At 72.6% G+C, this 23,840-nt stretch carries 18 protein-coding genes; 7 read left to right on the forward strand and 11 right to left on the reverse strand.

What is annotated here, in order from left to right; translation table 11 throughout:
* Window positions 1-29 precede the first annotated feature (29 nt).
* From OFY01_RS02370 to OFY01_RS02380, 3 genes are all read right to left on the reverse strand, one after another.
* Complete coding sequence (locus tag OFY01_RS02370; protein ID WP_266595814.1) at window positions 30-593, reverse strand: DinB family protein; 564 nt, start codon at window positions 591-593, stop codon at window positions 30-32.
* 11 nt (window positions 594-604) lie between these two features.
* The gene (locus OFY01_RS02375; protein WP_266595816.1) at window positions 605-1,204 is read right to left on the reverse strand and encodes a dihydrofolate reductase family protein; all 600 of its coding nucleotides are present in this window, start codon (window positions 1,202-1,204) and stop codon (window positions 605-607) included.
* Between the two features lie 173 nt (window positions 1,205-1,377).
* On the reverse strand, window positions 1,378-2,883 hold the full coding sequence (locus OFY01_RS02380; RefSeq protein ID WP_266595818.1) for an MFS transporter: 1,506 nt from the start codon (window positions 2,881-2,883) through the stop codon (window positions 1,378-1,380).
* A gap of 101 nt (window positions 2,884-2,984) precedes the next feature.
* Here OFY01_RS02380 and OFY01_RS02385 point away from each other — a divergent pair, with 101 nt between their 5' ends.
* The gene (locus OFY01_RS02385; protein WP_266595820.1) at window positions 2,985-3,950 is read left to right on the forward strand and encodes a helix-turn-helix transcriptional regulator; all 966 of its coding nucleotides are present in this window, start codon (window positions 2,985-2,987) and stop codon (window positions 3,948-3,950) included.
* 36 nt (window positions 3,951-3,986) lie between these two features.
* On the opposite strand, the gene OFY01_RS02390 is transcribed toward OFY01_RS02385, so the two are convergent.
* Window positions 3,987-5,456, reverse strand: coding sequence for an MFS transporter (locus OFY01_RS02390; RefSeq protein ID WP_266595822.1), 1,470 nt, complete (start codon window positions 5,454-5,456; stop codon window positions 3,987-3,989).
* A 167-nt stretch (window positions 5,457-5,623) separates the two neighbouring features.
* Here OFY01_RS02390 and OFY01_RS02395 point away from each other — a divergent pair, with 167 nt between their 5' ends.
* Window positions 5,624-6,541, forward strand: coding sequence for a helix-turn-helix transcriptional regulator (locus OFY01_RS02395; RefSeq protein WP_266595824.1), 918 nt, complete (start codon window positions 5,624-5,626; stop codon window positions 6,539-6,541).
* Between the two features lie 50 nt (window positions 6,542-6,591).
* Window positions 6,592-7,782: a tRNA dihydrouridine synthase DusB gene (dusB, locus tag OFY01_RS02400; protein WP_266595825.1), complete on the forward strand. Its 1,191-nt coding sequence runs from the start codon at window positions 6,592-6,594 to the stop codon at window positions 7,780-7,782.
* 163 nt (window positions 7,783-7,945) lie between these two features.
* Here dusB and OFY01_RS02405 read toward each other — a convergent pair whose 3' ends face one another.
* Both OFY01_RS02405 and OFY01_RS02410 read right to left on the reverse strand, forming a co-directional pair.
* Window positions 7,946-10,042, reverse strand: a complete 2,097-nt coding sequence (locus OFY01_RS02405) for an amylo-alpha-1,6-glucosidase (RefSeq protein WP_266595827.1) — start codon at window positions 10,040-10,042, stop codon at window positions 7,946-7,948.
* Complete coding sequence (locus OFY01_RS02410) at window positions 10,039-11,466, reverse strand: MGH1-like glycoside hydrolase domain-containing protein (RefSeq protein WP_266595829.1); 1,428 nt, start codon at window positions 11,464-11,466, stop codon at window positions 10,039-10,041. Before OFY01_RS02410 ends, OFY01_RS02405 begins: the two co-directional genes overlap by 4 nt.
* Window positions 11,467-11,636: 170 nt before the next feature.
* Here OFY01_RS02410 and OFY01_RS02415 point away from each other — a divergent pair, with 170 nt between their 5' ends.
* Together OFY01_RS02415 and ppdK are read left to right on the forward strand one after the other, a co-directional pair.
* A complete protein-coding gene (locus tag OFY01_RS02415; protein WP_266595830.1) occupies window positions 11,637-12,839 on the forward strand; it encodes an ROK family protein in 1,203 nt (400 codons plus the stop codon).
* A 393-nt stretch (window positions 12,840-13,232) separates the two neighbouring features.
* Entirely contained in the window at window positions 13,233-15,968 is a 2,736-nt protein-coding gene (gene ppdK, locus OFY01_RS02420) for a pyruvate, phosphate dikinase (RefSeq protein WP_266595831.1), read from the forward strand.
* A gap of 129 nt (window positions 15,969-16,097) precedes the next feature.
* On the opposite strand, the gene OFY01_RS02425 is transcribed toward ppdK, so the two are convergent.
* The 4 genes from OFY01_RS02425 to OFY01_RS02440 form a co-directional block, all read right to left on the reverse strand.
* Window positions 16,098-17,411 carry an ML domain-containing protein gene (locus OFY01_RS02425; protein WP_266595832.1) on the reverse strand — a complete coding sequence of 438 codons (1,314 nt, stop codon included), beginning with the start codon at window positions 17,409-17,411 and terminating at the stop codon, window positions 16,098-16,100.
* A 257-nt stretch (window positions 17,412-17,668) separates the two neighbouring features.
* Complete coding sequence (nirD, locus tag OFY01_RS02430; protein WP_266595833.1) at window positions 17,669-18,070, reverse strand: nitrite reductase small subunit NirD; 402 nt, start codon at window positions 18,068-18,070, stop codon at window positions 17,669-17,671.
* Complete coding sequence (gene nirB / locus OFY01_RS02435) at window positions 18,067-20,637, reverse strand: nitrite reductase large subunit NirB (RefSeq protein ID WP_266595835.1); 2,571 nt, start codon at window positions 20,635-20,637, stop codon at window positions 18,067-18,069. The genes nirD and nirB overlap by 4 nt, the downstream gene beginning before the upstream one ends.
* A 1-nt stretch (window position 20,638) precedes the next feature.
* Window positions 20,639-21,910 (reverse strand): NAD(P)/FAD-dependent oxidoreductase, encoded by a 1,272-nt coding sequence (locus tag OFY01_RS02440; protein WP_266595837.1) that lies wholly within the window; start codon window positions 21,908-21,910, stop codon window positions 20,639-20,641.
* Between the two features lie 101 nt (window positions 21,911-22,011).
* Between OFY01_RS02440 and OFY01_RS02445 the strand changes: the two genes are divergently transcribed.
* Entirely contained in the window at window positions 22,012-22,398 is a 387-nt protein-coding gene (locus OFY01_RS02445) for a hypothetical protein (RefSeq protein WP_266595839.1), read from the forward strand.
* 215 nt (window positions 22,399-22,613) lie between these two features.
* On the opposite strand, the gene OFY01_RS02450 is transcribed toward OFY01_RS02445, so the two are convergent.
* Window positions 22,614-23,153, reverse strand: a complete 540-nt coding sequence (locus OFY01_RS02450) for a hypothetical protein (protein WP_266595841.1) — start codon at window positions 23,151-23,153, stop codon at window positions 22,614-22,616.
* A 222-nt stretch (window positions 23,154-23,375) separates the two neighbouring features.
* On the opposite strand from OFY01_RS02450, the gene cutA reads away from it, so the two are divergent.
* Window positions 23,376-23,813: a divalent-cation tolerance protein CutA gene (gene cutA / locus OFY01_RS02455; RefSeq protein ID WP_266595843.1), complete on the forward strand. Its 438-nt coding sequence runs from the start codon at window positions 23,376-23,378 to the stop codon at window positions 23,811-23,813.
* Window positions 23,814-23,840: the final 27 nt, after the last annotated feature.

The following is a 23,840-nucleotide window of genomic DNA, read 5'->3' on the forward strand; positions in this document are numbered from 1 at the left end:
CCGCCCTGTTCGCGGGCTCACCTCTCCGTTCACAGGCCCACCGCTCCGTCGATCCGCTCCCGCAGCAGGTCCGCGTGGCCGTTGTGGCGCGCGTACTCCTCGATCATGTGGATCACGACCCAGCGCAGCGACACCCTGCCCCGCCACGTGTCCGTGCCCTCGATGTCCAGGTCCGGCGCGGAGGCGATGAGCTCGTCCGCGAACGCCGTCTCCGCGCGCCAGGCCGTCCACGCCTCGGCCACGGCCCCCGGTCCGGCGTCCCGCGCGCCGTCGAAGTCGCCGTCCGGGTCGTCCGGGGTCGAATAGCGGGGCGGGGCGTCCTGCCCGGCCAGTACCTCGCGGAACCAGCGGCGCTCGACATCGGCCAGATGCCGTACGAGGCCGAGCAGCGACAGCGTCGACGGGGCGGCCGAACGTGTCGCCAACTCGGCCTCCACGCCCTGGCACTTCAGCTCCAGTGTGGCGCGTTGCGCGGCGAGGAACCCGGCCAGCATCCGCCGCTCCTCGCCGACGGCGGGAGCGGCGAAGCGGGCCTTTGAGGCGGGCGCGGTGAAGAGTTCGGCGCGGCGGGACGCCGGAGAGTCGGTTGTCATACGGCAAGACGCTACGACCGCTCCCCGGCCCTGCGGTACGTGCACACCTGGACGCCCTTGTCGCTGGTGGTCGTCGAGGTCAGTTCGAGCGTGCGCAGGGCGCCGTCCGCCGGGAAGATCGACTTTCCGCCGCCGAGCAGCACCGGCATGATCACCAGCGTGAGCTCGTCCGCCAGGTCGGCGCCGATCAGGGCGCGGGCCAGGGTCGGGCTGCCCATCAGGAGCAGGTCGCCGCCCTCGGCATCGCGCAGCTTGCGCAGGTGGGAGACGGCCTCGGCACCCGGGATCAGCGTGGTGTTGTTCCAGGTCAGATCGGACTCGGTGAGCGTGTTCGACACCACGTACTTCTTGATCGCGTTCATCTTGTCGGCGAACGGGTCGCCCGCCCGCTCCGGCCACGCCCCGGCCATCACCGACCAGGTGCGACGCCCGAACAGCAGCGCCTCCGCCGACTCCAGTTGACCCGTGAACGCCCCGCCGACGACCTCCGGGTCGAAGAACTGGTGCGACCAGCCACCGTGGGCGAAGCCGCCGTCCGTGTCCTCGTCGGGGCCGCCGGGCGCCTGCACGACACCGTCCAGGCTCATGAACTCGCTGATGACGATCCGCATGATGGTCTCCTTGTGGGCTGTGAGGGGGGCTATGGGTCCGTCGGTCCGTCGGTCGGCCCGTCGGGTCAGTACACCCGACGTCCGTTCGTAAGTCTGTCGGTTGTGTGGACCGGACCCGGCCCGAGAACTCATCGGTGTCGTCGGCGTGTTTTTCCGCGAGCGCGCCTCGGCGCCTACTTCACCGTCCGGGGCAGCCGCAGGCTCAGCCCCACCGTCAGGGCCACCGCGGCGAGCTGGGCCAGGAGCGTGGCCACCAGAGCGTCGCGCATGCCCATGCCGGGGACCAGCGAGAGGAACAGGGAGCCCAGCGTGGCCACGCCGAGCGCCAACGCCGCCTGCTGCGCCGTCGTCATCACGCCGCCGCCGACACCCGCCCGCTGCGCCGGTACCTCGGAGAGGATGACCCGGAAGAGGATGGGCAGTTGCAGCGCCTGACCCGCACCGGCGAGCGCCGCGCCCGGGAGCAGCTGCACGGTGCCGAGGTCAGGCCAGGTGCGCCACGCGGCGAGCGCGATCAGCGCCACCCCCGCCGCCTGTGCGAGCCCGCCGACCGTGATCACCCGGGTGCCCCACCGGGCCACCAGGCGCGGACCGGCGAGCGACACCGCGAAGAAGACCAGCGCCATGGGCGCGAGTGCCAGGCCCGCGCGGGTCGCGCTCTGCCCCTCGCCCTGCTGCAACGCCACCGCGATCACGAACATGAAGCCGCTGAACCCGACCGAGAACGGCAGCACCATCACGATGCCCCTGCGCAGGGACGTGAGGCGGAAGAGGGACGGCGGGACCAGCGGTGTGCGGCCCGCGCGGTCCGCCCGGCGCTCCACCGCGTAGAAGGCGTACGAGAGCGGTACGAACGCGGCGAGCGACAGCCACGTCCACAGCGGCCACCCCGCCGACCGGCCCTCCGTCAGCGGAGCGAGGAGCGCGAGGAGGGCCAGGGTGAGCAGCACCGTGCCGGGGCCGTCGACCGGCTCCGGGCGCGGCGAGCGGGTCTCGGGGACCGTACGGCCCGTGAGGATCAGGGCGAGCACGACCACGGGCACGTTGACGAGGAACACCGAGCGCCAGCCCGTGCCGAGCACGTCCGCCGAGACCAGGACGCCGCCGAGTACCTGCCCGGTCACCATCGACAGGCCCGCCGTGGCGCCGTACATGCTCATCGCGCGCGCCCGGTGCCGCCCGGTCGTCGTGGCCTGCACGGTCGCCAGGACCTGCGGCAGCATCGCCGCCGCGGCCGCGCCCTGCGCCACCCGCGCCGCGACCAGGGTCCACGCGGTCGGCGCGAGGCCGCAGGCCAGCGAGGTCAGGCCGAATGCCGCCATGCCCCCGAGGAACAGGCGGCGGCGGCCGAGGAGATCGCCGAGGCGGCCGCCCAGGACGAGCAGAACGGCGTACGCGATGCCGTAACCGGCGACGACCAGTTCGAGAACCGGTTCACTCGCCGAGAGGTCGCGGTCGATCGTGGGCAGGGCGACGTTGACGATGAAGAAGTCGATGAGCGGCAGGGCGGCGCCGAGGAGCACGGTGAAGAGGCCAGGGCCGCTGAGCGTGGTCGTGCCGACCGGCGCGGCGGGTGCGACCGGCGGCCGCTGTGTCGAGGGAGCCGATGAAAGCGAGGACGAGGACGAGGAGGAGGGGGACGGCGAGGGCGAGGACGAGGTGGATGTCGAGGTGGACATGGCATCGAGAGTCCACCACCCCTCAAGGTGGTACCAGAGTGTTCTTATCCTGGTAGAAGTCCTACCTGGAAACAGGACCACCGCTTCGGCATGCTGGCAGCATGACCGTCATGACGCACGACGAGTTCGCGGCGAACCAGACGTACCCGGCGCGGCAGACGGGGCAGACGCAGCAGGCGCGGCACGCGCAGCCGGTGGACACGCCCGCCGAGATCCGCCGCCACGAACTGGCCGGGTTTCTGCGCAGCCGCCGCGAGCGCATCGCGCCCGAGGACGTCGGCCTGCCGCGCGGGCGGCGCCGCCGCACGCCCGGCCTGCGCCGCGAGGAGGTCGCACAGCTCTCCGCGGTCGGGGTCACCTGGTACACGTGGCTGGAGCAGGGCCGCGACATCCAGGTCTCGGCGCAGGTGCTCGACGCGCTCGCCCGCACGCTGCGGCTCGACGCCAGCGAGCGCGCCCACCTGTTCGGCCTGGCCGGGGCGATCGACCCGACACCGGCGGCGAGCTGCACCCCGCTCAGCCCCGAACTGGTCGCCATGATGCGGCAGCTGGAGCCGTACCCGGCCTGTGTGCAGAACAGCCGCTACGACATCGTCGCCCACAACCGCACGTACGGGATGCTCCTGTGCGACCTGGACGAGGTCCCGGCCGAGGACCGCAACTGCATGCTCCTCGCCTTCACGCACGACGCCTGGCGCAGCTCGCTCATCGACCGTGACGAGGTGCTCGCCAACATGGCCGCCAAGTTCCGTGCCACGATGGCCGATCACCTCGGGGAGCCCGCCTGGAAGCTGCTCATCAAGCGGCTCACCGACGACTCCGCCGAGTTCCGTGAGGTGTGGGAGCGGCACGAGGTGCGAGGCTCCTTCCCCAGCAAGGTCAAGCACTTCCGCAACGCGCACGTCGGCCGGGTGGACGTCGTCCACACGGACCTGTGGCTCGGCCGGGACGGCGGCGCGCGCCTGGTGACGTACACGCCGCACGACGACGAGACCCGTGCCCGCCTGGAGAAGCTCCACGACCTCGCCCTCGCGCGGGAGGCCGCGCGGGAGGCCCCGCGGGGCTGAGCGGCCGCTCGGCGGCCGCCGTGTCGCCGCGCGGGCTCACGCCCCCGTCGACGCCCGCGTGGCCGCCGCGTCCTTCGGATCCTCCAGGCCCTCCGCCGTCCGCCGGGCCGTCTCGCGCGCCCACCGGCCGCTGGTCAGCGCGCCGAGCAGCAGCACCGCGAGGCCGCACCCGGCGATGATCCACCAGCAGGCCCGGCTCGCCCCGACGAACGCCTTCACGTACGGCGATCCGGCGATGCCCGAGGCGAGCACCGCGCCGATCACGGCGACGCCGAGCGTCGAGCCGACCTGCCGACTGGTCGAGGCGACGGCCGCTGCCACGCCCGCCTGCGCGCGCGGCATGCCGGAGACGGCGGTGTTGGTGATCGGCGCGTTGACGAAGCCGAAGCCCAGGCCGAACAGGACGTAGCCGAGGAACAGGGTGGTGTCCGACGTCTCCGCGTCGAACGCGGCGAACAGCACCCCGCTCGCCGTCATCGCCGCGCCCGCGACCAGCAGCGGTGTCCGCGGACCCCGGCTGCCGACCAGCCGGCCCGAGACCGGCCCGCACACCAGCGTCATCCCCGCCATCGGCAGCATCCACAGACCCGCGTGCAGCGCGTCCAGGCCCCGTACGTCCTGGAGGTACAGCGTGGACACGAACAGGAAACCGCCGAGCGCCGCGAACGCGCCGATCGCGATGACCGTGGCGCCGCTGAACGGTGCCGAGCGGAAGAACCGCAGGTCGATGAGGGGCTCCTCGCGGCGCGGCTCGTAGCCGATGATGCCGGTCAGCGCGGCGAGGGCCACCGCCGCGAAGACCATGATCCGTACCGAGGTCCACCCCGCGTGCGGGCCCTCGATGATCGCGTACGTCAGCGAGCCCAGCAGCGCGATCATGAGCAGCTGCCCGACCGGGTCGGGGCGGCGGGCCTTGGGGGCGCGGGACTCCGGGACGAACCTCCACGTCAGCAGCAGGGCCGCGAGGCCGACGGGCAGATTGACCCAGAAGATCGAGCGCCAGCCGACGGAATCCACGAGCAGCCCGCCCACCAGCGGGCCCGCGGCCATCGAGAGACCGACGACACCGCCCCACACCCCGATGGCGCGAGCGCGCTCGCGCGGGTCGGTGAAGGTGTTCGTGATGATCGACATGGCGACCGGGTTGAGCATCGAACCGCCGATCGCCTGCACCATCCGGAAGGCGACCAGCGCGTTCAGGTTCGGCGCCAGCGAGCAGGCCACCGAGGCGGCCGTGAACAGCGTCAGACCGATCATGAAGATCCTGCGCCGGCCGATCCGGTCGGCGGTCGACCCGGCCAGCATCAGCAGCGAGGCGAGTACCAGGGTGTAGGCGTCGATCGTCCATTGCATGCCCGGCAACGTGGCGCCGAAGTCCTTCGCCATGGACGGGAGGGCGACATTCAGGATGGTGACGTCGAGGCTGACGATCAGCAGGCTCATGCAGCAGATCGCCAGGACGAGCATCCGCCTGCCGTGCGAGAGCGGGACCACTGCATCGGGCATGTATTCGACGGTATCCCGATCCTGTCCAGGCCGGGAACGTGAGGTCGTGGAGGAGCTGGAGGTCATGGCATCGACCATCGCTCCTCACTCAACCGGGTACCAGAGTCAGCTCATCCTGTTACAGGCAGTACCTGGCAACGGGATGGCGCCGGGAGCATCCTGGTGACATGACCGCCACCGCCCCCACAGCGACGACCGCGGCCGCCGCGGACGAGGCCCGCCGCGCCGAACTGGCCGCGTTTCTGCGCAGCCGCCGCGAACGCATCAGCCCCGAGCAGGCGGGTCTGCCGCGCACCGCCCGCCGCCGCACGCCCGGCCTGCGCCGCGAGGAGGTCGCGCACCTCGCCGCGGTCGGTGTGACCTGGTACACGTGGCTGGAGCAGGGCCGCGCCATCAACGTGTCACCGGGCGTGCTCGACGCCGTCGCCCGCGCGCTCCAGATGGACCCGACCGAGCGGTCCCACGCCTTCGCGCTGGCCGGCGTCAGCGACCCGCGGGCCGAGACCGCGTGCACGACCATCACCGCCGCGACGCTGCGCACCATGCACAAGCTGGCGCCCTTCCCGGCCACGGTGAAGAACGCCCGCTACGACATCCTGGCCTGGAACCAGCCCTACGCCGACGTCTTCGGAGACCCCGCCGAGCTCGCCCCCGAGCACCGCAACGGGCTGTGGCTGATGGCCATGAGCGAGCGCTGGCGCACCCAGTGCGTGGAGCGGGACGTGATGCTGCCCGCCATCGTCGCGAAATTCCGCCAGGCCATGACCGAGCACCTCGCCGAGCCCGCGTGGAAGGAGCGGCTCGACATGCTGCTGGCGGCGTCGGAGGAGTTCCGCGCGCTGTGGGAGCTGCACGACGTCGCGCCGATGACCCCGCACGTCAAGCGGTATCTGCACCCCGACCCGGAGATCGGGATGCTCCGCCTGGAACACCGGCACCTGTGGCTGTCGCCGGACCGGAGCGCCAAGCGCCTGGTCGCGTGCGTGCCCGTGGACGACGAGAGCGAGGAACGCCTGGAGAGGCTGGCCGCCCGGACCGGGGCTGCCCGGACCGGGGCTGCCCGCACCGGGACGCTCGCCGGGTGAGCCACAATGGAACCTTGCCCCCTGCCCCGTACGCTCCGGAGAGCCCCGCGATGTCCGTTTCCGCCCTGACCATCGGCCCCCACCAGGTGCGGCCGCCGGTCGTCCTCGCCCCCATGGCCGGGATCACCAACGCGCCGTTCCGGACGCTGTGCCGGGAGTTCAGCGGCGGCAAGGGACTCTTCGTCAGCGAGATGATCACCACCCGCGCCCTGGTCGAGCGCAACGAGAAGACCATGCGGCTCATCCGTTTCGACGCGTCGGAGAAGCCGCGCTCCATCCAGCTGTACGGGGTCGACCCGGCCACCGTCGGCAAGGCCGTCCGCATGATCGCGGAGGAGGACCTCGCCGACCACATCGACCTGAACTTCGGCTGCCCGGTCCCCAAGGTGACCAGGAAGGGCGGCGGCTCCGCCCTCCCCTACAAGCGGAACCTGCTGCGCGCGATCCTGCGCGAAGCCGTGTCAGGGGCGGGTGACCTGCCGGTCACGATGAAGATGCGCAAGGGCATCGACGACGACCACATCACGTACCTCGACGCGGGCCGCATCGCGGTGGAGGAAGGCGTCACGGCGATCGCGCTGCACGGCCGTACCGCGGCCCAGCACTACGGCGGCACGGCCGACTGGGACTCCATCGCTCGCCTGAAGGAACACGTCCCGGAGATCCCGGTCCTCGGCAACGGCGACATCTGGTCGGCGGACGACGCCCTGCGCATGGTCCGCGAGACCGGGTGCGACGGGGTGGTCGTCGGCCGCGGCTGCCTGGGCCGCCCGTGGCTCTTCGCCGACCTCGTCGCCGCGTTCGAGGGCCGCGAGGAGCGGATGCGGCCCACGCTGCGGGTGGTGGCCGACGCGATGGTGCGGCATGCGACGCTGCTCGACGAGTGGCTGGAGAGCGGAGGGGCGGCCCACGGGGCCTCCGCCGAGGGCGATGGTGGGGGACGGGAGGGCGAGTCGCGCGGCGTCGTCGACTTCCGCAAGCACGTCGCCTGGTACCTGAAGGGGTTCTCGGTCGGCTCGGAGATGCGCAAGCGGCTGGCTGTCACGTCGTCGTTGGCCGAACTCCGTTCCGGCCTCGACGAGCTGGACCTCGACCAGCCCTGGCCCGACGGCGCGGCGGACGGCCCGCGCGGGCGGACCTCCGGCAACAATCGGGTGGTGCTGCCGGACGGGTGGCTCCGGGACCCGTACGACTGCGCCGGGGTGTCGTCGGACGCGGAGCTGGACTCGTCCGGGGGGTGAGGGGAGGCCGCCCGCCCGGGAGTGTTTCGCTGCCGGGTGCGGCGGTGGTCGTGGCCGGTCGCGCGGTTCCCCGCCACCCTGAGGGGCGGGGGGCCGCGCCGATATGCGGCTCCGCCGTGTGGGCCCGAGCACGCCACGACGGCGCGGCGGCCGACCCGATCGCTCAACCACCCACGGCGCTCAGCAACGCCAACGGCGCCGCGGCCGACCGCGACTCCCGCGCACACGCGTACGGATGCGGCACCGGCACCGGGTAGGCGGAACGTTCGTACCCGGCCAGAACCTCCGGCAGCCGTCCGCCGCAGGCGACGGATGCCGCCACCACACCCCGCGCCACAACCCTCGCCTCGTCGCGCAGTCCGTAGCGCGCGAGCCCGCTCACGATCAGCGCGTTGTCGTGCGGCCACACCGACCCCCGGTGATACGACAGCGGGTGATACGCGGCCTGCCCGGCCGCGACGGTCCGTACGCCCCACCCCGAGAAGAAGTCCGGCGCGAGGAGCCTGCGGCCCACCGCCTCTCCGTGCTCCTTGTCGAGCAGCCCCGACCACAGCAGATGCCCGGCGTCGGAGGCGAGCGCGTCCACGTGCCGGCCCTCGCCGTCGAGCGCCAGGGCCACGAACTCCTGCTCCGGCATCCAGAAGTCCCGCTGGAACCGGTCCCGCAGATCCGCCGCGGTCTGCTCCAGGAGCGCCGCGTGGACCTCGTCGCCCCACACGGCGCGCGCGAGCCCCGCGGTGCGCACCAGCGCGTCGTACGCGTAGCCCTGCGCGCCCGCCGCCATCACCGGGCCGGTCGGACGGCCGCCGTCCGCGCCGCAGATCGCGCCGGGGGAGTCCTTCCAGTTCTGATTGGCCAGGCCGCCGCGGTCGGCGCGGTAGACGAGATAGCCGCGCGAGGTCAGACCGCCGTGGTCGAGCATCCAGCCGACCGCGGCCCGCGCGTGCGGCTCAAGACGCCGGGCCAGTGACAGGTCACCGGTCTGCTCGGTGTACGCGCCGAGCAGCACCAGGAAGAGCGGGGTCGCGTCGACCGAACCGTAGTAACGCCCGTACGGCACCTGCCCGAAGTGCGCCAGCTCGCCGTGGCGCACCTCGTGCACGATCTTGCCGGGCTGCGCGACGGGCTCGTCCGTCGCCTCGGTCGCCTGCGTCGCGGCGAGCACCGGCAGCGTCGCGGCGGCCAGCTCGGGACGGTACGGCAGGGCGAACAACGAGGTGAGCAGCGCGTCGCGGCCGAGCAGCGTGAGGAACCACGGGACGCCCGCCGCCGGAACCAGGTGGCGCTCACCGTCCGGGCCCGCCGCGGGCACCCGGAGCGCCGCCAGGTCCGCGAGGCCCTGCGCGCAGGCCGCCGTGAGCTCGGGCCACGTGTCGGGCAGCTCGACGTCGGCCACGAACTCCCGTACCCGCGCGGCGATCTCGGCCGACGCGGCGGCCGGGCTCGCGGGAATCCGCACCGCCCGGACGCCGTGCGGGCGGGCGGCCACCCGCAGCGTCAGCCCGGTGTGGCCGTGCGCCGGTACGTCGAGCGTCCACACCAGGCGGCGGGCGCCGGTTCCGGTCTCCTCGACGGCGTCGGGCGCGGGCTCCGCGGTGACGGTCGTCGCGGCCCGCCAGTCGCCGCGCCGGTAGGTGAACTCCACGCCGTCGTCTAGGACTTCACGCCCGCGCACCGCACCCGGTTTCGCGTACGTTCGGTGGTCGTCACGCAGCTCGAACTGATCGGCGAAGTCGGCGTCGACGGTCAGCGCGAGCAGCACCGTCGTGGGCACCGAGTGGTTGGAGGCGACGCGCAGCTCCTCGACGAACGACCCGTCCCCGACGGCCTGTTCACGGAAGAGCGTGTACGCGGGCGGCTCCTGGCGCCCGCCGCGCGGCACCAGCACGCAGCGGGCCACGCCCTCGTCCTCGACGGCCTGCGGGGTGAGCACCTCCGGCGCGGCCCCGTCGACGGTCAGCTGCCAGCGCGACAGGTGCCGGGCGTCGCGTACGAACAGGCCGTCGGGCGAGGCGCCGCCGCGCACGGCGGTCAGCGCGCCGGACGGGTCCGTCGAGACGAACGTGCCGCCCCGTACCAGGAGCCGCCGCCCGTGTCCGTGTCCCTGCCCGTGCCCCTGCACGTACCCGTACCCGTGGCCGTACCCGTACGCGTGGCTGTGCGCCTGTCCGTGCGGCTGTCCGTGTGCTTGTCCGGGCGTCTGCCGGGGTGTCTGTCCGGGTCCGTTCGGCTGGGCGTACACGCGTGCTTCGGTCGTCATCGGGCCCCTGCTCCCGTCTCTTCCGTCTCGTGTTCCGTGTCGTCTCGGGGCGGCGCGCCGGCCTGCGGGCCCGCGGGGTCCAGCAGGTCGAGGGTGAGCGCGGCCGTCCAGCCGAAACCGCGCGCGCCACAGCCCTCGCCGGTGTACGGGTCCACGTACTCCGCGAAGTCCGTCGCGGCGGCCACGTCGAGCAACGCGGCACGCAGCCGCGCCGCCTGTGCGCGCTCGCCGTGCAGCCGCAGGCCGCGTTCGAGCAGCCAGTTGGTGTTGAACCAGGCCGGGCCGCGCCAGTAGCGGTGCGGGTCGAAGGCCGGGCCGCGCAGGTCGTAACTGGGCGCGAGCCGCACCCCGCCGCCGAGGCCGAAGCGCGGGCCGCGAGCGGTACGGACGAGCGCGGCGGCGACCTCGCGCGGCAGCGCCGGGAGGATCAGCGGGATCAGCCCCGAGACGCCGTACTCCGTGACGAGGGCGCGGGAGCCGTCGGGACCCCGCGGATCAAGCGAGTCCGACGCCCGCAGATCCCGGCAGAAGAACATCTCGGCCTCCGGGTCCCACAGCCGTTCCACCAGCGCCGCCGTCAGCCGCTCCGCACGCGCGTGCCGGGCCGTTCCCGCCGCGCCGAGCTCGCGCGCGATGTGGGCGAGAGCGTGCTCGGACGCGGCGAGCAGCGCGTTGAAGGACGGATCCTCGACGGCGAACTCCCGCCGCCCGCACGGCCCGTCCGCGTACCCGCCGTCCCGGTAGTCCGCCGCGAGGCGCACGTACCGCCCGTAGTCCAGGTCCGTCGGCCGGTCGCCCGCCGCGCCGTGTTCCAGGTCGCGGCGGCGGAAGGCTCGGGCCGGGGCGGGGGAGACGCGGGCCAGCGGCGCGTCCCAGCACGGGCTGTTGTCCATCCCCTGTTCCCACGGATGCACCACCGAGACGAGCCCGCCGCCGCCGAGGTCGCGGCGGTGCAGCAGATACCGGTGCCAGGCGGCGAGCGCCGGGTAGACCCGGGAGAGGAACCCCCGTGCGCGGGAGAGCCGGGGGTCCGCCCGATGCACCAGCCACGCGGCGAGCGCGTGCACCGGCGGTTGCACGATCCCGGAGGTCTGCACGCCCGCCGGGGCGCCGGCGCCCCGGCCCGCCGTGGCCGAGCGCCAGAAGGCGGGGCCGGGGAAGTACGCGTCGGAAGGGACGGCGGGGTTGAAGACGATGTGCGGGACGCGGCCGTCGCCCCACTGGGCGGCGAGAAGCGTCTCCAGTTCGGTCTGGGCGCGCAGCGGCGCGACGTGCCGAAGGCCGATCGCGATGAACGCCGAGTCCCACGACCACTGGTGCGGGTACAAGGTGCGTGAGGGCACCGTGGACGTGCCCGTCCAGTTCCGGTCCAGGACCCGGGCGGCGCGCTCCCCCAAGGAGCCGTGCTCGGTCGTGTGCTCCACAAGCTCTCCCGAGGGACGCCGGTTACGCGCACCGAAGCTTAGAGTTACGCCTACTTAACACGCAAAACCTAGAATGTAACGCCTAGTTGACGGGCGCAAGACACAGGCAAAGACATGGGCAAAGATGCAGGCAGAGATGCAGGCAGAGACGAACGCAGGGGAGTTCGGCCATGGCGGGGAACCTGGCGAGCGCCGGAGAGCTGCTGCAACTGGTCCGCAGCGGCAAGGCCACCACGCGGGGAGCGCTCCAGGACGTCACGGGGCTCTCGCGGGCGACGGTCGGGCAGCGCCTGGACCGGCTGTTCCGCGCGGGCTGGTTGCGCGAGGGCGCGGCGGGCCCGGTCAGCTCGCGGCTCGGCGGCCGTCCGTCCGTGCGCCTGGAGTTCGACGACGGGCACGCGCTGGTGCTCGCCGCCGTCCTCGACACCCGGCACGCCCGCGCCGCCGTGCTCACTCTGTCGGGCGAGGTGCTCGCCGAGCACACGGACGCGCTGACCGTCGGGGACGGGCCGGAGGCGGTGCTCGACCGGCTCGGCGTCTGGTTCGGCGATCTGCTCAAGGAGACCGGCCGGGCCGCCGCCGAGGTGTGCGGGATCGGGCTGGCGGTGCCCGGCCCGGTCGACACCGCCACCGGCCGTGTCGTGCAGCCCCCGATCATGCCGGGCTGGGACGGCTACGACATAAGGGGCCGCCTCGCCCGCGCCGCCGCCGAGCACGCGGCGACCGGTCCCGCCGTCCCCGTACTGGTCGACAACGACGCCAACCTCATGGCCTACGGGGAGCAGCGCGCGGCCCACCCGCACTGTGCGGCCTTCGTCCTGGTCAAGGTCTCCACGGGGATCGGCGCGGGCGTCGTCGTGGACGGCGCGATCTACCGGGGCGTCGACGGCGGGGCGGGCGACATCGGGCACATACGGGTGCCGGGAGGAGAGGACGCGCGGTGCCGCTGCGGCTCGTACGGCTGCCTGGCCGCCGTCGCCAGCGGCCGGGCCGTGGCGCGGCGGCTGACCGAGGCGGGGGTGCCCGCGGCCTCCGGGTCGGATGTGCGGGAGTTGCTCGCGGCGGGCCATCCGGAGGCCGTGCGCCTGGCGCGCGAGGCGGGGCGCGGCGTGGGCGAGGTGCTCGCCACGGTCGTGACGCTGCTCAACCCGGGCGTCCTCATGATCTCCGGGGATTTGGCCGGAACGCCCTTCCTGACAGGCGTACGGGAGTTGCTGTACCAGCGGGCGCTGCCTCGCTCGACCGCGCACCTGGAGGTGGTGGCGTCGCGGCTCGGTGAGCGGGCGGCGCTGGCCGGGGCGGGAGCGCTGGTGGTCGAGGAGCTGTACGCGCCCGCGCGGGCGGAGGAACGGCTCGCGGAGCTGGGCGTCTGAGGCGTCCGCATGCTGACACCGGTCCGTCCGATGGCGGTGCGGGAAGGCGTGATTCTCGCCACCCTTGATAGGGGTTGCGCTCAGATGAGCGCAAAATCGGTGACTGCACTTCTCCAAGTCGTGGCACTGAGTGCCTTTGCGCGATCATTTGTGAAGTGAACGCAAGTGAGCCGTGAGTGTGCTCATGTGAGCGATAATCGGGCTCTACGGGGGTTGCGTCTTCAAGAAGTGAAGTCATCTTTGCGGACGGCTTTACTCGCGAGTCACTTTGGATCTCCTGGCGGACGGGTGGTTAAGGCCGCATGACCGCTGAGTGGACGTACCCAGATGCCTTGGATCTGGGTATGTTCCTCGCCGTCAGGGCAGCCACCGAGCCTCGAGGAGTCGAGACCCGTGTCGGAAAACAAAGATCCTCAGGTAGCCAATCAGGGCGCGAAGTTCGTTTACGACTTCACCGAGGGAAACAAGGACCTCAAGGACCTCCTCGGCGGCAAGGGGGCCAACCTCGCCGAGATGACCAACCTGGGTCTCCCCGTCCCTCCGGGCTTCACCATCACCACCGAGGCATGCAAGGTCTACCTCGACAGCGGCGACGAGCCGGTGGCACTCCGTGACGAGGTGACGGCCCACCTCGAAGCCCTTGAGCAGAAGATGGGCAAGAAGCTCGGCCAGCCCGACAACCCCCTTCTGGTGTCGGTGCGTTCGGGCGCCAAGTTCTCCATGCCGGGCATGATGGACACCGTCCTCAACATCGGCCTGTCCGACAAGTCGGTGAAGGGCCTGGCCGACCAGGCCGGCGACGAGCGCTTCGCCTGGGACTCGTACCGGCGCCTCATCCAGATGTTCGGCAAGACCGTCCTCGGCGTCGACGGAGACCTCTTCGAGGACGCCCTGGAGAAGGCCAAGGCCGCCAAGAAGGTCGCGGTCGACACCGACCTGGACGCCGCCGACCTCAAGAAGCTCGTCACCCGCTTCAAGAAGATCGTCAAGACCGAGGCCGGGCGCGACTTCCCGCAGGACCCGCGCGAGCAGATGGACCTCGCCATAAGGGCGGTCTTCGACTCGTGGAACGGCGACCGCGCCAAGCTGTACCGCCGCCAGGAGCGCATCCCGCACGACCTCGGCACCGCCGTCAACATCTGCTCGATGGTCTTCGGCAACCTCGGCCCCGACTCCGGCACCGGCGTAGCCTTCACCCGCGACCCGGCCAGCGGACACCAGGGCGTCTACGGCGACTACCTGCAGAACGCGCAGGGCGAGGACGTCGTCGCGGGCATCCGCAACACGGTCCCGCTCGCGGAGCTTGAGCAGATCGACAAGAACTCGTACGACCAGCTCATGCAGATCATGGAGACCCTTGAGAACCACTACAAGGACCTCTGTGACATCGAGTTCACCATCGAGCGCGGCCAGCTGTGGATGCTCCAGACGCGGGTCGGCAAGCGCACCGCCGGTGCCGCCTTCCGCATCGCCACACAGCTCGTCGACCAGGGCCTGATCGACGAGGCCGAGGCGCTCCAGCGCGTCACCGGCGCCCAGCTCGCCCAGCTGATGTTCCCGCGCTTCGACGACGAGGCGAAAACCGAGCTGCTCGGCCGGGGTATCGCCGCGTCACCCGGTGCCGCGGTCGGCAAGGCGGTCTTCGACTCGTACACCGCCATCAAGTGGTCGCGCTCCGGCGAGAAGGTCATCCTCATCCGCCGCGAGACCAACCCCGACGACCTCGACGGCATGATCGCCGCCGAGGGCATCCTCACCAGCCGCGGCGGCAAGACCTCGCACGCCGCCGTCGTCGCCCGCGGCATGGGCAAGACCTGTGTCTGCGGCGCCGAGGACCTCGTCGTCGACACCAAGCGCCGCCGCCTCACCGCCGGTGACGTGGTCGTCGAGGAGGGCGACGTCGTCTCCATCGACGGCTCCTCCGGCAAGGTCTACCTCGGCGAGGTGCCCGTCGTCCCGTCCCCGGTCGTCGAGTACTTCGAGGGCCGCATGCACGCGGGCGCCGACGACGCCGACGAGCTGGTCGCCGCCGTCCACCGCGTCATGGCCTACGCGGACCGCGTACGCCGCCTGCGCGTACGCGCCAACGCCGACAACGCCGAGGACGCGCTGCGCGCCCGCCGGTTCGGCGCCCAGGGCATCGGCCTGTGCCGCACCGAGCACATGTTCCTCGGCGACCGGCGCGAGATGGTCGAGCGGCTGATCCTCGCCGACACCGACGCCGAGCGCGAGGAGTCCCTCACCTCGCTCCTGCCGCTGCAGAAGCAGGACTTCGTCGAGCTGTTCGAGGCGATGGACGGCCTGCCCGTCACCATCCGGCTCCTCGACCCGCCGCTGCACGAGTTCCTGCCCGACATCACCGAGCTGTCGGTGCGCGTCGCGCTCGCCGAGGCCCGCGAGGACGCCAACGAGAACGACCTGCGCCTGCTCCAGGCCGTGCACCGCCTGCACGAGCAGAACCCGATGCTCGGCCTGCGCGGCGTCCGCCTGGGCCTCGCCATCCCCGGCCTGTTCGCCATGCAGGTACGGGCCATCGCGGAGGCCGCCGCCGAGCGCAAGAACGCCAAGGGCGACCCGCGCGCCGAGATCATGATTCCGCTCGTCGGCACCGTCCAGGAGCTGGAGATCGTCCGCGAGGAGGCCGACCAGATCATCGCCGAGATCGAGGCGCGCACCGGCACCCACCTCAAGCTCGCCATCGGCACGATGATCGAGCTGCCGCGCGCCGCCCTGACCGCCGGTCAGATCGCGGAGGCGGCGGAGTTCTTCTCCTTCGGCACGAACGACCTGACGCAGACGGTGTGGGGCTTCAGCCGGGACGACGTGGAGGCCAGCTTCTTCACCGCGTACCTGGAGAAGGGCATCTTCGGCGTCTCCCCGTTCGAGACGATCGACAAGGACGGTGTCGGCTCGCTCGTGAAGTCCGCCGCCGCGGCGGGCCGCGCCACGCGCCCCGACCTCAAGCTCGGCGTCTGCGGTGAGCACGGCGGCGACCCGGAGTCGGTCCACTTCTTCCACGAGGCCGGACTCGACTACGTCTCCTGCTCCCCGTTCCGCATCCCGGTCGCGCGCCTGGAGGCGGGCCGTGCGGCGTCCGCGTCGAAGGCGTCGGGCAGCGACCACCGCTGACGCCACACAGACTCCGGAGCCGCCGTGGGTCCCCGACCCTCACCGATCCGCGGCGGCTCCGGAACCACGAGAAGGCGGCACCCCTGTGCGGGGGGTGCCGCCTTCTCGGCGTCTTCCTCGCGGCCGGTCCTACGGCCGGGTCACGTCCTCGGTGCTGCGCCGCCGCCGCACCACGTACACGGCACCCGCGCCGAGCGCGACCGCCGCGCCACCGCTCAGCCCGATCCGCGGCAGCGCGGACGAGGAACCGGTGTCCGCCAGCGTGCCGGAGGCCACAGGAGTGGCGGACGTGGCGCCCTGCGGCACCGGCTTGTCGGCGGGCGCGACCGGCTTGGCCGCCCCGGACGGGGCCGTGGCGCCGGACGGCAGGATCCGGAACGAGTAGGCGGCCAGGCCCTCGCTGCCGCCGCACGAGCCGTCACGGCCGTAGGAGTCGCCCGCGACGAAGCTGACGCCCTCACCGGCCGGGGCCGACGCGTCCACCGTGAGGCGCAGCGGCAGGTCGACGTGGGTTCCCGGCTTCACGTTCTTGAACGAGCCCGCGTACTCGGCCGCCCGGACGGGCTGCCACGCGCCGCCGCGCTTCGCGCGCAGGTGCAGCTTGCCGGAGACGTCCTCGGTGCGGGACGTGTCCGTCGCGCGGACGGCCACGAACGCCCGCAGTTCGTCCAGGGCCCTGCCCGTGCCGTTGGTCAGTCGCAGCGTGAAGTCGACGGTGGAACCGGCGGTGACGCTGCCGGGCAGGCCGGGCACGGTCGCGGTGAGCTTCGAGGACGCGTCGCACACCGGGTCGTGGTCACTCTTGCCGTCGTCCCCGCCCTTGGCGGGGTCGTCCTGCCCGGCCTTCGCGGCGGCGAGTGCCTTGTCGGCGGCGCGCTTCTCGGTGAGGGCCTTGTCGATCGCCTTCTGGGCCGCGCCGACCTGCCGGCTGATGTCGACCTCCCAGTCGGCGAACGCGGACGCGGCCTTCTTCAGCGCGGCGTCGGCCGCGTCCTTGGCCGCCCCCGCGGTCGCGGCCTCGGTCCGGGCGGTGTGCAGGGTCCGGAGCCCGGCGACCCGTTCGTCGTCGGTGGAGGCCGGGTCGTCGAGAATCGCACCGACCGTCTTCTCGACCTCGGCCGCGCGGGCGTCGGCCGTCCGCTTGGCGGCCGCCGCGTCGTCCGCCGCCTTCTTCGCCTTGTCCCGGGCGACCTTGGCGGGCAGGTCGGCGGGCGGGTCACTGAGCAGGCCGATCAGCTGCCGCTTGTGTGCCACAGCGGCGTCGTACGCCTGTTGCGCGTCCCGCGCCGCCTTCTCCAGGCGGGCCATGGACGACGCGGCCGTCGTCTCGGTCGTCGACGACGACGGCGCGGCGTCGGCGTGAGCGGGCGATACGGAGAAGAGCGCGACGGGCGCGGTGACGGCGGCCACGGCGGCCGTCGCGAGGACATGGCGGATCTGCACGGAAAAACCTTGTTCCTTGGTCAGAGGAAAACGTTCGCGACTGCGACCCGTAGATCGTAGGGCGGGGCCAAGGCTCCGAGCGGGCGCTGAGCGGCCCCGCACCGACCGGGGCGGGACACGTACCACCGGGAAACATGAGCAAAACCGGACAGTTGCCCCCTATCGCTGTGTTTCACCTGTGAGTCATGTCATCGTCGTCGTGGCCGGAGGGGCGAGCGGAGCCGACAGCCCCGCACGCCCGCCTTCCGCCTGTACGGCTACGCGGCCCGCACCTCGAACGCCGCCACGGCCACCCCGTCCTCGTCGAGGCACCGCCCCGTCTCCAGGTCGAACCGCTGCTTCAGCAGCGGCGACGCCACGAACGGACGGCCCTGGTCCGAGCCGAACAGGCCGCGCGAGAGCACGCTGGCGCCGGTGAACGGGTCCGTGTTGTCGACCGCGTAGAGGCGGCCCGCGCGGTCGCGGAAGACGGCCGCCTGCCGCCCGTCGGGCAGCAGCGCCGCGACGCCGCGCCCGGGGATGAGGACGCTCAGCGGGCAGACGTCCAGCCAGTCGCCCCCGACGGCGAGTTGCACGGTGGCGGTGGCGGTGGCGGTGGCGGAGGCCGCGGTGGCGGAAGCGGTGCCTTCGGTCGTGGGGGCGAGCGTGGTGGTGGTCATCGTACGGAGAGTCCTTCCAGTTCGATCAGCGGCGACTCGGACGGCTCGGGCGGCGCGGGCTTGATCTGGTCGCGCTCCGGAGCGAAGCGCACCGTGGGGTCGGGGATGTCGGGGGCGTTGACGAAGGAGACGAACCGGGCGAGGCGCTCGGGGTCGTTGATGGTCTCGGCCCACTCGTCGCTGTAGTGCGCGACGTGCTCGCGCATCAGCGCCTCCAACTCGTCGCAGATACCGAGCGAGTCGTGCACGACGACGTCCCGCACGTGGTCGAGCCCGCCCTCGATCCGCTCCAGCCAGGCCGCCGTGCGCTCCAGGCGGTCGGCGGTACGGATGTAGAACATCAGGAACCGGTCGATGAGCCGGACCAGTTCCGCGTCGCTCAAGTCCTGCGCCAGCAAGTCAGCGTGACGAGGCGTCATCCCGCCGTTCCCGCCCACGTACAGGTTCCATCCTTGGGCGGTGGCGATCACGCCGAAGTCCTTCGACTGGGCCTCCGCGCACTCGCGGGCGCACCCGGAGACCGCGGACTTCAGCTTGTGCGGGGCGCGCAGACCCCGGTAGCGCAGCTCCAGGTCGATCGCCATGCGGACCGAGTCCTGGACGCCGTAGCGGCACCAGGTCTGGCCCACGCACGACTTCACGGTCCGCAGGGCCTTGCCGTACGCGTGCCCGGACTCGAACCCAGCGTCCACCAACCGTGCCCAGATCAACGGTAGTTGGTCGACGCGAGCCCCGAACAGATCGATCCTCTGCCCGCCCGTGATCTTCGTGTAGAGCCCGAAGTCGCGCGCCACCTCGCCGATCACGATGAGCTTCTCCGGCGTGATCTCACCACCGGGGACGCGCGGCACGACCGAGTACGAGCCGTTCTTCTGCAAGTTGGCGAGGAAGTGGTCGTTGGTGTCCTGCAGCGCGGCCTGCTCGCCGTCCAGGACGTACCCGTCCGCGCCGATCGACGGCGCGAGCGAGGCGATGACGGAGCCGACGGTCGGCTTGCAGACCTCGCAGCCCTCGCCGCCGCGCGCCGTCTCCCGCCCGTGCCCGTCCAGGAGCCGCCCGAACGACGTGATCCGCTTGACCCGCACGATCTCGTACAGCTCCTGACGGGTCAGGGCGAAACAGCCGCACAGCCCGCCGTCACCGCTCTTCGGCAACAGCTGCTCGATGACCTTGACGCAACTGCCGCATCCGGTACCGGCCTTGGTGCACTTCTTCACCTCGGGCAGCGAGGTGTGCTCGCAGATCGCGTCCTTGGTGACGTTGTGGCACGAGCAGACGACCGCGTCGCCGGGCAGCGCGTCCGGGCCGAGCTGCGCCGGAGCCCCCGCGCCCGCCGGCAGCACCAGCTGTTCGGGCGCGAGCGGCGGCACCGAACCGGTCAGCGCCCGCAGCGTCCCGTACGCCTCCGCGTCACCGACGAGCACACCACCGAGCAGCTCGCCCGCGCCCCCGATGACCAGCTTCTTGTACGTGCCCGAGCGCGAGTCCGAGTAGACGACGTCCAGGCAGCCCTCGGTGGTGCCGTGCGCGTCGCCGAACGAGGCCACGTCCACACCCAGCAGCTTCAGCTTGGTCGACAGATCGGCGCCGGTGAAGCCGTCGGCCGCGTCGTCCTCGGCGATGGCCGCGGCGGCCGTCTGCGCCATCTCGTAGCCGGGCGCCACAAGCCCGTACACCCGCCCGTCCGAGGCGAGCGCGCACTCGCCGATCGCGAAGACGGCCGGATCGCTGGTGCGGCACCGCTCGTCGACGGCGATCCCGCCGCGCTCGCCCACCCTGAGCCCCATGTCGCGGCCGAGCTGGTCGCGGGGGCGTACACCCGCCGAGAAGACGACCAGATCGGTGGCGAGTTCGGCGCCGTCCGACAGCTTCATGGCGCGCACGGCGCCGCTCGCGGACCCGTCCGTCGTCACGATCTCCTGCGTGCCCACGCCCGTGTGCACGGCGAGCCCCATGTCGGTGATCGTCTTCAGGAGGGCCGCGCCCCCACCCTCGTCGACCTGCACGGGCATCAGCCGCGGCGCGAACTCCACGATGTGCGTGGCGAGTCCGAGCCCTTGCAGCGCGCCCGCAGCCTCAAGCCCCAGCAGGCCGCCGCCGACGACGGCGCCGACGGAGGCGTTGTTCTTGGCGTACTCCTCGATCGCGTACAGATCGTCGATCGTGCGGTACACGAAGCAGCCGGTCGCGTCCTTGCCCGGCACCGGCGGCACGAACGGGTAGGAGCCGGTCGCCAGGACGAGCGTGTCGTAGGTGAGCGTCAGCCCCGAGCGGGCGCGTACGGTCCGGGTCTCGCGGTCCACGGCCACGGCCGGGTCGCCGACGTGCAGCTCGATGCCGTGCTTCTCGATGAACTCCGGGTCCGTCATGGACAGTTCCTCAGGGGTGGTCCCCGAGAAGTAGGAGGTCAGACGCACGCGGTCGTAGGCGGGCCGCGGCTCCTCGCACAGCACGACGACGCGGTGCGACTCGGTGAGCCCGCGCTCGGCGGCGGCTTCGAGGAAGCGCTGGCCGACCATGCCGTGGCCGACGAGAACGAGAGCGGGCAGTGCGGTGTCGGTCGCCATGTCAGAGGCCTCCGTCGTGAGTGAGCAGGTGGAGCAGTGGCGCGCCGCCGCCGTCGTCCCCGGCGGGCAGCGATTCGTCCGACTCCCAGGCGTGGGCGAGCGCGCCGACGGCGGCGAGCTCGCCGACCAGGACGCCGCCGACCAGGCGGTCGCCGCGGACCACGACCTTGCGGTACGTGCCGCGGGTGGCGTCCGTGAGCTGCACGACGTCGTCGCCGGGCAGCGCCTCGGTCTCGCCGAACGCGGCCAGGTCCAGCGGACCGGCCTCGTGCGGCAGGGTGAGCCGGGTCAGGGTGCGGGTACCGGTGTACGCCGTTGTCCCACCGGTGAGCAGGTCGGCGAGCGCGTCGGCCTGTTCGAGCGCGGGAGTGGCCAGGCCGTAGACGGCCCCGGCGTGCTCCGCGCAGTCACCGACCGCGTGGATACGCGGATCGGAGGTGCGCAACTCGTCGTCGACCACGACACCCTTGCGGACGGCGAGCCCCGCCGCGTGCGCGAGCCCGGCGCGCGGCCGGACGCCGCACGCCAGAACGGTCACGTCGGTGCCGAGCACGTACCCGTCGTGCAGTTCGACGCGCCGGACGCGCCCCTCCACGACACCGACGCCGCGCACCCGGCACTCGGTGTGGATCTCCACACCCAGCGCTTCGAGGTGCCGCCGCACCAGCGCGGACGAGCGCGGATCGAGCTGCCGTTCCATGAGCCGTTCGGACTGCTGTACGAGGACGACCTGCGCGCCGCGCCGGGCGAGCGCACGGGCGGCGGAGACGCCGAGCAGGCCGCCGCCGACGACGACGGCACGGCTGCCGGGGGCGGCCTCGATCTCCCTGCCGAGTGCGAGGCAGTCGTCCATGGTCCGGAAGGCGTACACGCCGCCCGGCAGCGCGGTCGCCCCCGGCGCGAACAGGCCGCGCAGCGGCGGCAGTACGGGGTTGGAGCCGGTGGCCAGGACGAGCCGGTCGTAGGTGACCTCGGCACCGTTCTCGCACTGCACGAGGCGCCGCCCGCGGTCGATCCGCACGGCACGAGTGCGAAGGCGCGCCCCGGAGGTGCCCGGCAGGGCGATCACGTCCGGGCCGTACGTCCCGGCCAGGACCTCGGCGAGCAGCACCCGGTTGTACGGGGTGTGAGCCTCCTCCCCGATCAGCACGGTGTCTTCTCCGCACCCGCCCAGACGCTGGGCCAGGCGGGTGCCGGCGAGGCCGGTGCCGATGACGACGACGCGCTCGGCGTGCCCGGTGCGCTCGGCGTCGTGCGGGTGAACTGCGGTCATGCCCCGCAGCCTGCGACCTGGGTGTTACCCGGTGGCGTCCCGTCGGTTTCCCGGGGGGAACGGTGCGCTCAGCGGGGCGGGCGGCGGGCTGTGAGGGCAGGATGGGCGCGCGCCGCGTCCACGCGGAGTCGTTCCGGCCAGGCGCGGACGCCGGCCAGGACAACACGGATGGCCCGGACGGCACGGACATCCCAGGTGACCCGGACGGCGTGAGGCTCGTCCGGGACAACTCGGCCGACGCCGACGCCGACACCGAGCAGAAGTCGCTCACGTACAACCATGACGCGAACGGCAAACTGACCACGATCGGTGACACCTCCTCCACCGCGTCCATCGACACGTACGACATCGCCTACACCGGCCTCAACCAGGTCCAGAAGGTGTCGGCCCGGACCGGCCGCCAGATGACCTGCGATCACCGGGTGGAGCCCGGCGACCCGATCGGTCGCACGGTCCAGGTCCAGGTCCAGGTCCAGGTCCGGGGCTGAGGCGCTGAGGCCGGGTCGCCACGCGTCCGTCGAGACAACAGGCAGACGGCCCCGGACGCCGACGTCGGCGGGTCCGGCATGACGTACATCACAGGTGCTCGGATCGCGTAAGCCCCTCCCCTCCGGTCCGCGAGGGGCTGCGGTCGGAGGGGAGGGGCTGGCGGTACCGGTGGACGGACGGGCTCTCACACGGCGGAGGGAGCCCGGAGGGCCCGTCAGATCCCATCGCCTCTCGCCCGGCGATGCAGGAGCCAGGTACCGCCCGCGGCGGCGACGGCCAGAGCCGCCACGCCCGCCGCGGTTCGTACGGGGTCGGAGCCGAGCGTGCCGCCGCCGACCCCCGTCTTCACTTGCTGACCGGCCTGTACGGCCGTCCCCGCGGGCCCCGGCGCGCCCGCCGCCGCGGCGGGGGACACGATGAGGTCGCCGGTCACCTCGGTGCCGTCGAGGCAGCGCGCGGTGATCTCGTACGTGCCCGGCTGCGCGGATCCCGGCACCGCGAACCGGCCCAAGGCGCCGGGTCCGCCCGCGTACGGCGTGAGCGTGAACCTGCCCGCCCCGACCGTCCCCGTCTCGCCGGCCGCCGAACCGTGCGCCCCGCACGCGGTGGTGGTCACGGTGACCGTGGAGCCGGGGGTGGAGGTCGCCGGGCGGACGTCGAGGCCGCCCTGCGTGGCGTCGGCGGGCCCGGCGGCGAGCCCCGCGAAGGCGATGACGAACGCCGCTGCGGTCAGCGGTCGGCCTGTGCGTCGCATCGTCCATGCTCCTCCGCGGGCGTCGGGCGCGCCCTGCACAGTCGAGGTAAGTACCAGACTGCGCGCCACGCCTGCTGAGACAGCGTCAGAAACCTTGTCCGCCATGCCCTCCTGACGCATCGACGGGAGCGTTTCAGCAGGTCAGCCGCGTGCCCGCGGGAACTGTCCGAAGGGCGGGCCCCGACCTGCGACCGGGTGACCCGCGCCGCCGTCCGAGCCACAATGGGGACCGTGCAGCAGCCATCGCAGCCATCGCAGCCATCGCAGCCAGACCACGTAAACCGGACCGAGCAGACCGAGCCGGGCCTCTCCGGCCTCCTCACCGTCCTCACCACCACCGACACGCCCGACCGCGCGGACACGCTCGCGCGGGGTGCCGTCCAGGCCCGGGTCGCCGCGTGTGCGCAGGTCTCCGGGCCCGTCACCTCGGTGTACCGCTGGAAGGGCGCGGTGGAGACCGCGCAGGAGTGGCAGGTGCTGCTCAAGACCACGCAGGAGCGGTACGCCGACCTCGAAGCGTGGTTGACGGAGCATCACGACTACGACACGCCCGAGATCATCGCGACCCCGGTGCGGGGGAGCGCGGCCTACGCGGACTGGGTGCGGGCGGAGACGGGCGACACGGGCGACATGGGCGAGACAGGTGAGTCGGCCCTCTGAGTCGGCCCCCTGAGCGGGCGCCCTGAC

The organism is Streptomyces beihaiensis, from assembly GCF_026274175.1.
GTDB classification, from domain to species: domain Bacteria; phylum Actinomycetota; class Actinomycetes; order Streptomycetales; family Streptomycetaceae; genus Streptomyces; species Streptomyces beihaiensis.

Excerpts from the sequence above, each read along its gene's own strand:
- OFY01_RS02445 (WP_266595839.1), top strand. The coding sequence starts at position 22,012 with ATGGGCGCGCGCCGCGTCCACGCGGAGTCGTTCCGGCCAGGCGCGGAC.
- cutA (WP_266595843.1), top strand. The coding sequence starts at position 23,376 with ATGGGGACCGTGCAGCAGCCATCGCAGCCATCGCAGCCATCGCAGCCA.
- nirB (WP_266595835.1), bottom strand. The coding sequence starts at position 20,637 with ATGGCGACCGACACCGCACTGCCCGCTCTCGTTCTCGTCGGCCACGGC.
- OFY01_RS02370 (WP_266595814.1), bottom strand. The coding sequence starts at position 593 with ATGACAACCGACTCTCCGGCGTCCCGCCGCGCCGAACTCTTCACCGCG.
- OFY01_RS02450 (WP_266595841.1), bottom strand. The coding sequence starts at position 23,153 with ATGCGACGCACAGGCCGACCGCTGACCGCAGCGGCGTTCGTCATCGCC.
- OFY01_RS02385 (WP_266595820.1), top strand. The coding sequence starts at position 2,985 with ATGACCGTCATGACGCACGACGAGTTCGCGGCGAACCAGACGTACCCG.
- OFY01_RS02390 (WP_266595822.1), bottom strand. The coding sequence starts at position 5,456 with ATGCCCGATGCAGTGGTCCCGCTCTCGCACGGCAGGCGGATGCTCGTC.
- dusB (WP_266595825.1), top strand. The coding sequence starts at position 6,592 with ATGTCCGTTTCCGCCCTGACCATCGGCCCCCACCAGGTGCGGCCGCCG.
- OFY01_RS02375 (WP_266595816.1), bottom strand. The coding sequence starts at position 1,204 with ATGCGGATCGTCATCAGCGAGTTCATGAGCCTGGACGGTGTCGTGCAG.
- OFY01_RS02380 (WP_266595818.1), bottom strand. The coding sequence starts at position 2,883 with ATGTCCACCTCGACATCCACCTCGTCCTCGCCCTCGCCGTCCCCCTCC.
- OFY01_RS02395 (WP_266595824.1), top strand. The coding sequence starts at position 5,624 with ATGACCGCCACCGCCCCCACAGCGACGACCGCGGCCGCCGCGGACGAG.
- nirD (WP_266595833.1), bottom strand. The coding sequence starts at position 18,070 with ATGACCACCACCACGCTCGCCCCCACGACCGAAGGCACCGCTTCCGCC.
- OFY01_RS02405 (WP_266595827.1), bottom strand. The coding sequence starts at position 10,042 with ATGACGACCGAAGCACGCGTGTACGCCCAGCCGAACGGACCCGGACAG.
- OFY01_RS02415 (WP_266595830.1), top strand. The coding sequence starts at position 11,637 with ATGGCGGGGAACCTGGCGAGCGCCGGAGAGCTGCTGCAACTGGTCCGC.
- OFY01_RS02440 (WP_266595837.1), bottom strand. The coding sequence starts at position 21,910 with ATGACCGCAGTTCACCCGCACGACGCCGAGCGCACCGGGCACGCCGAG.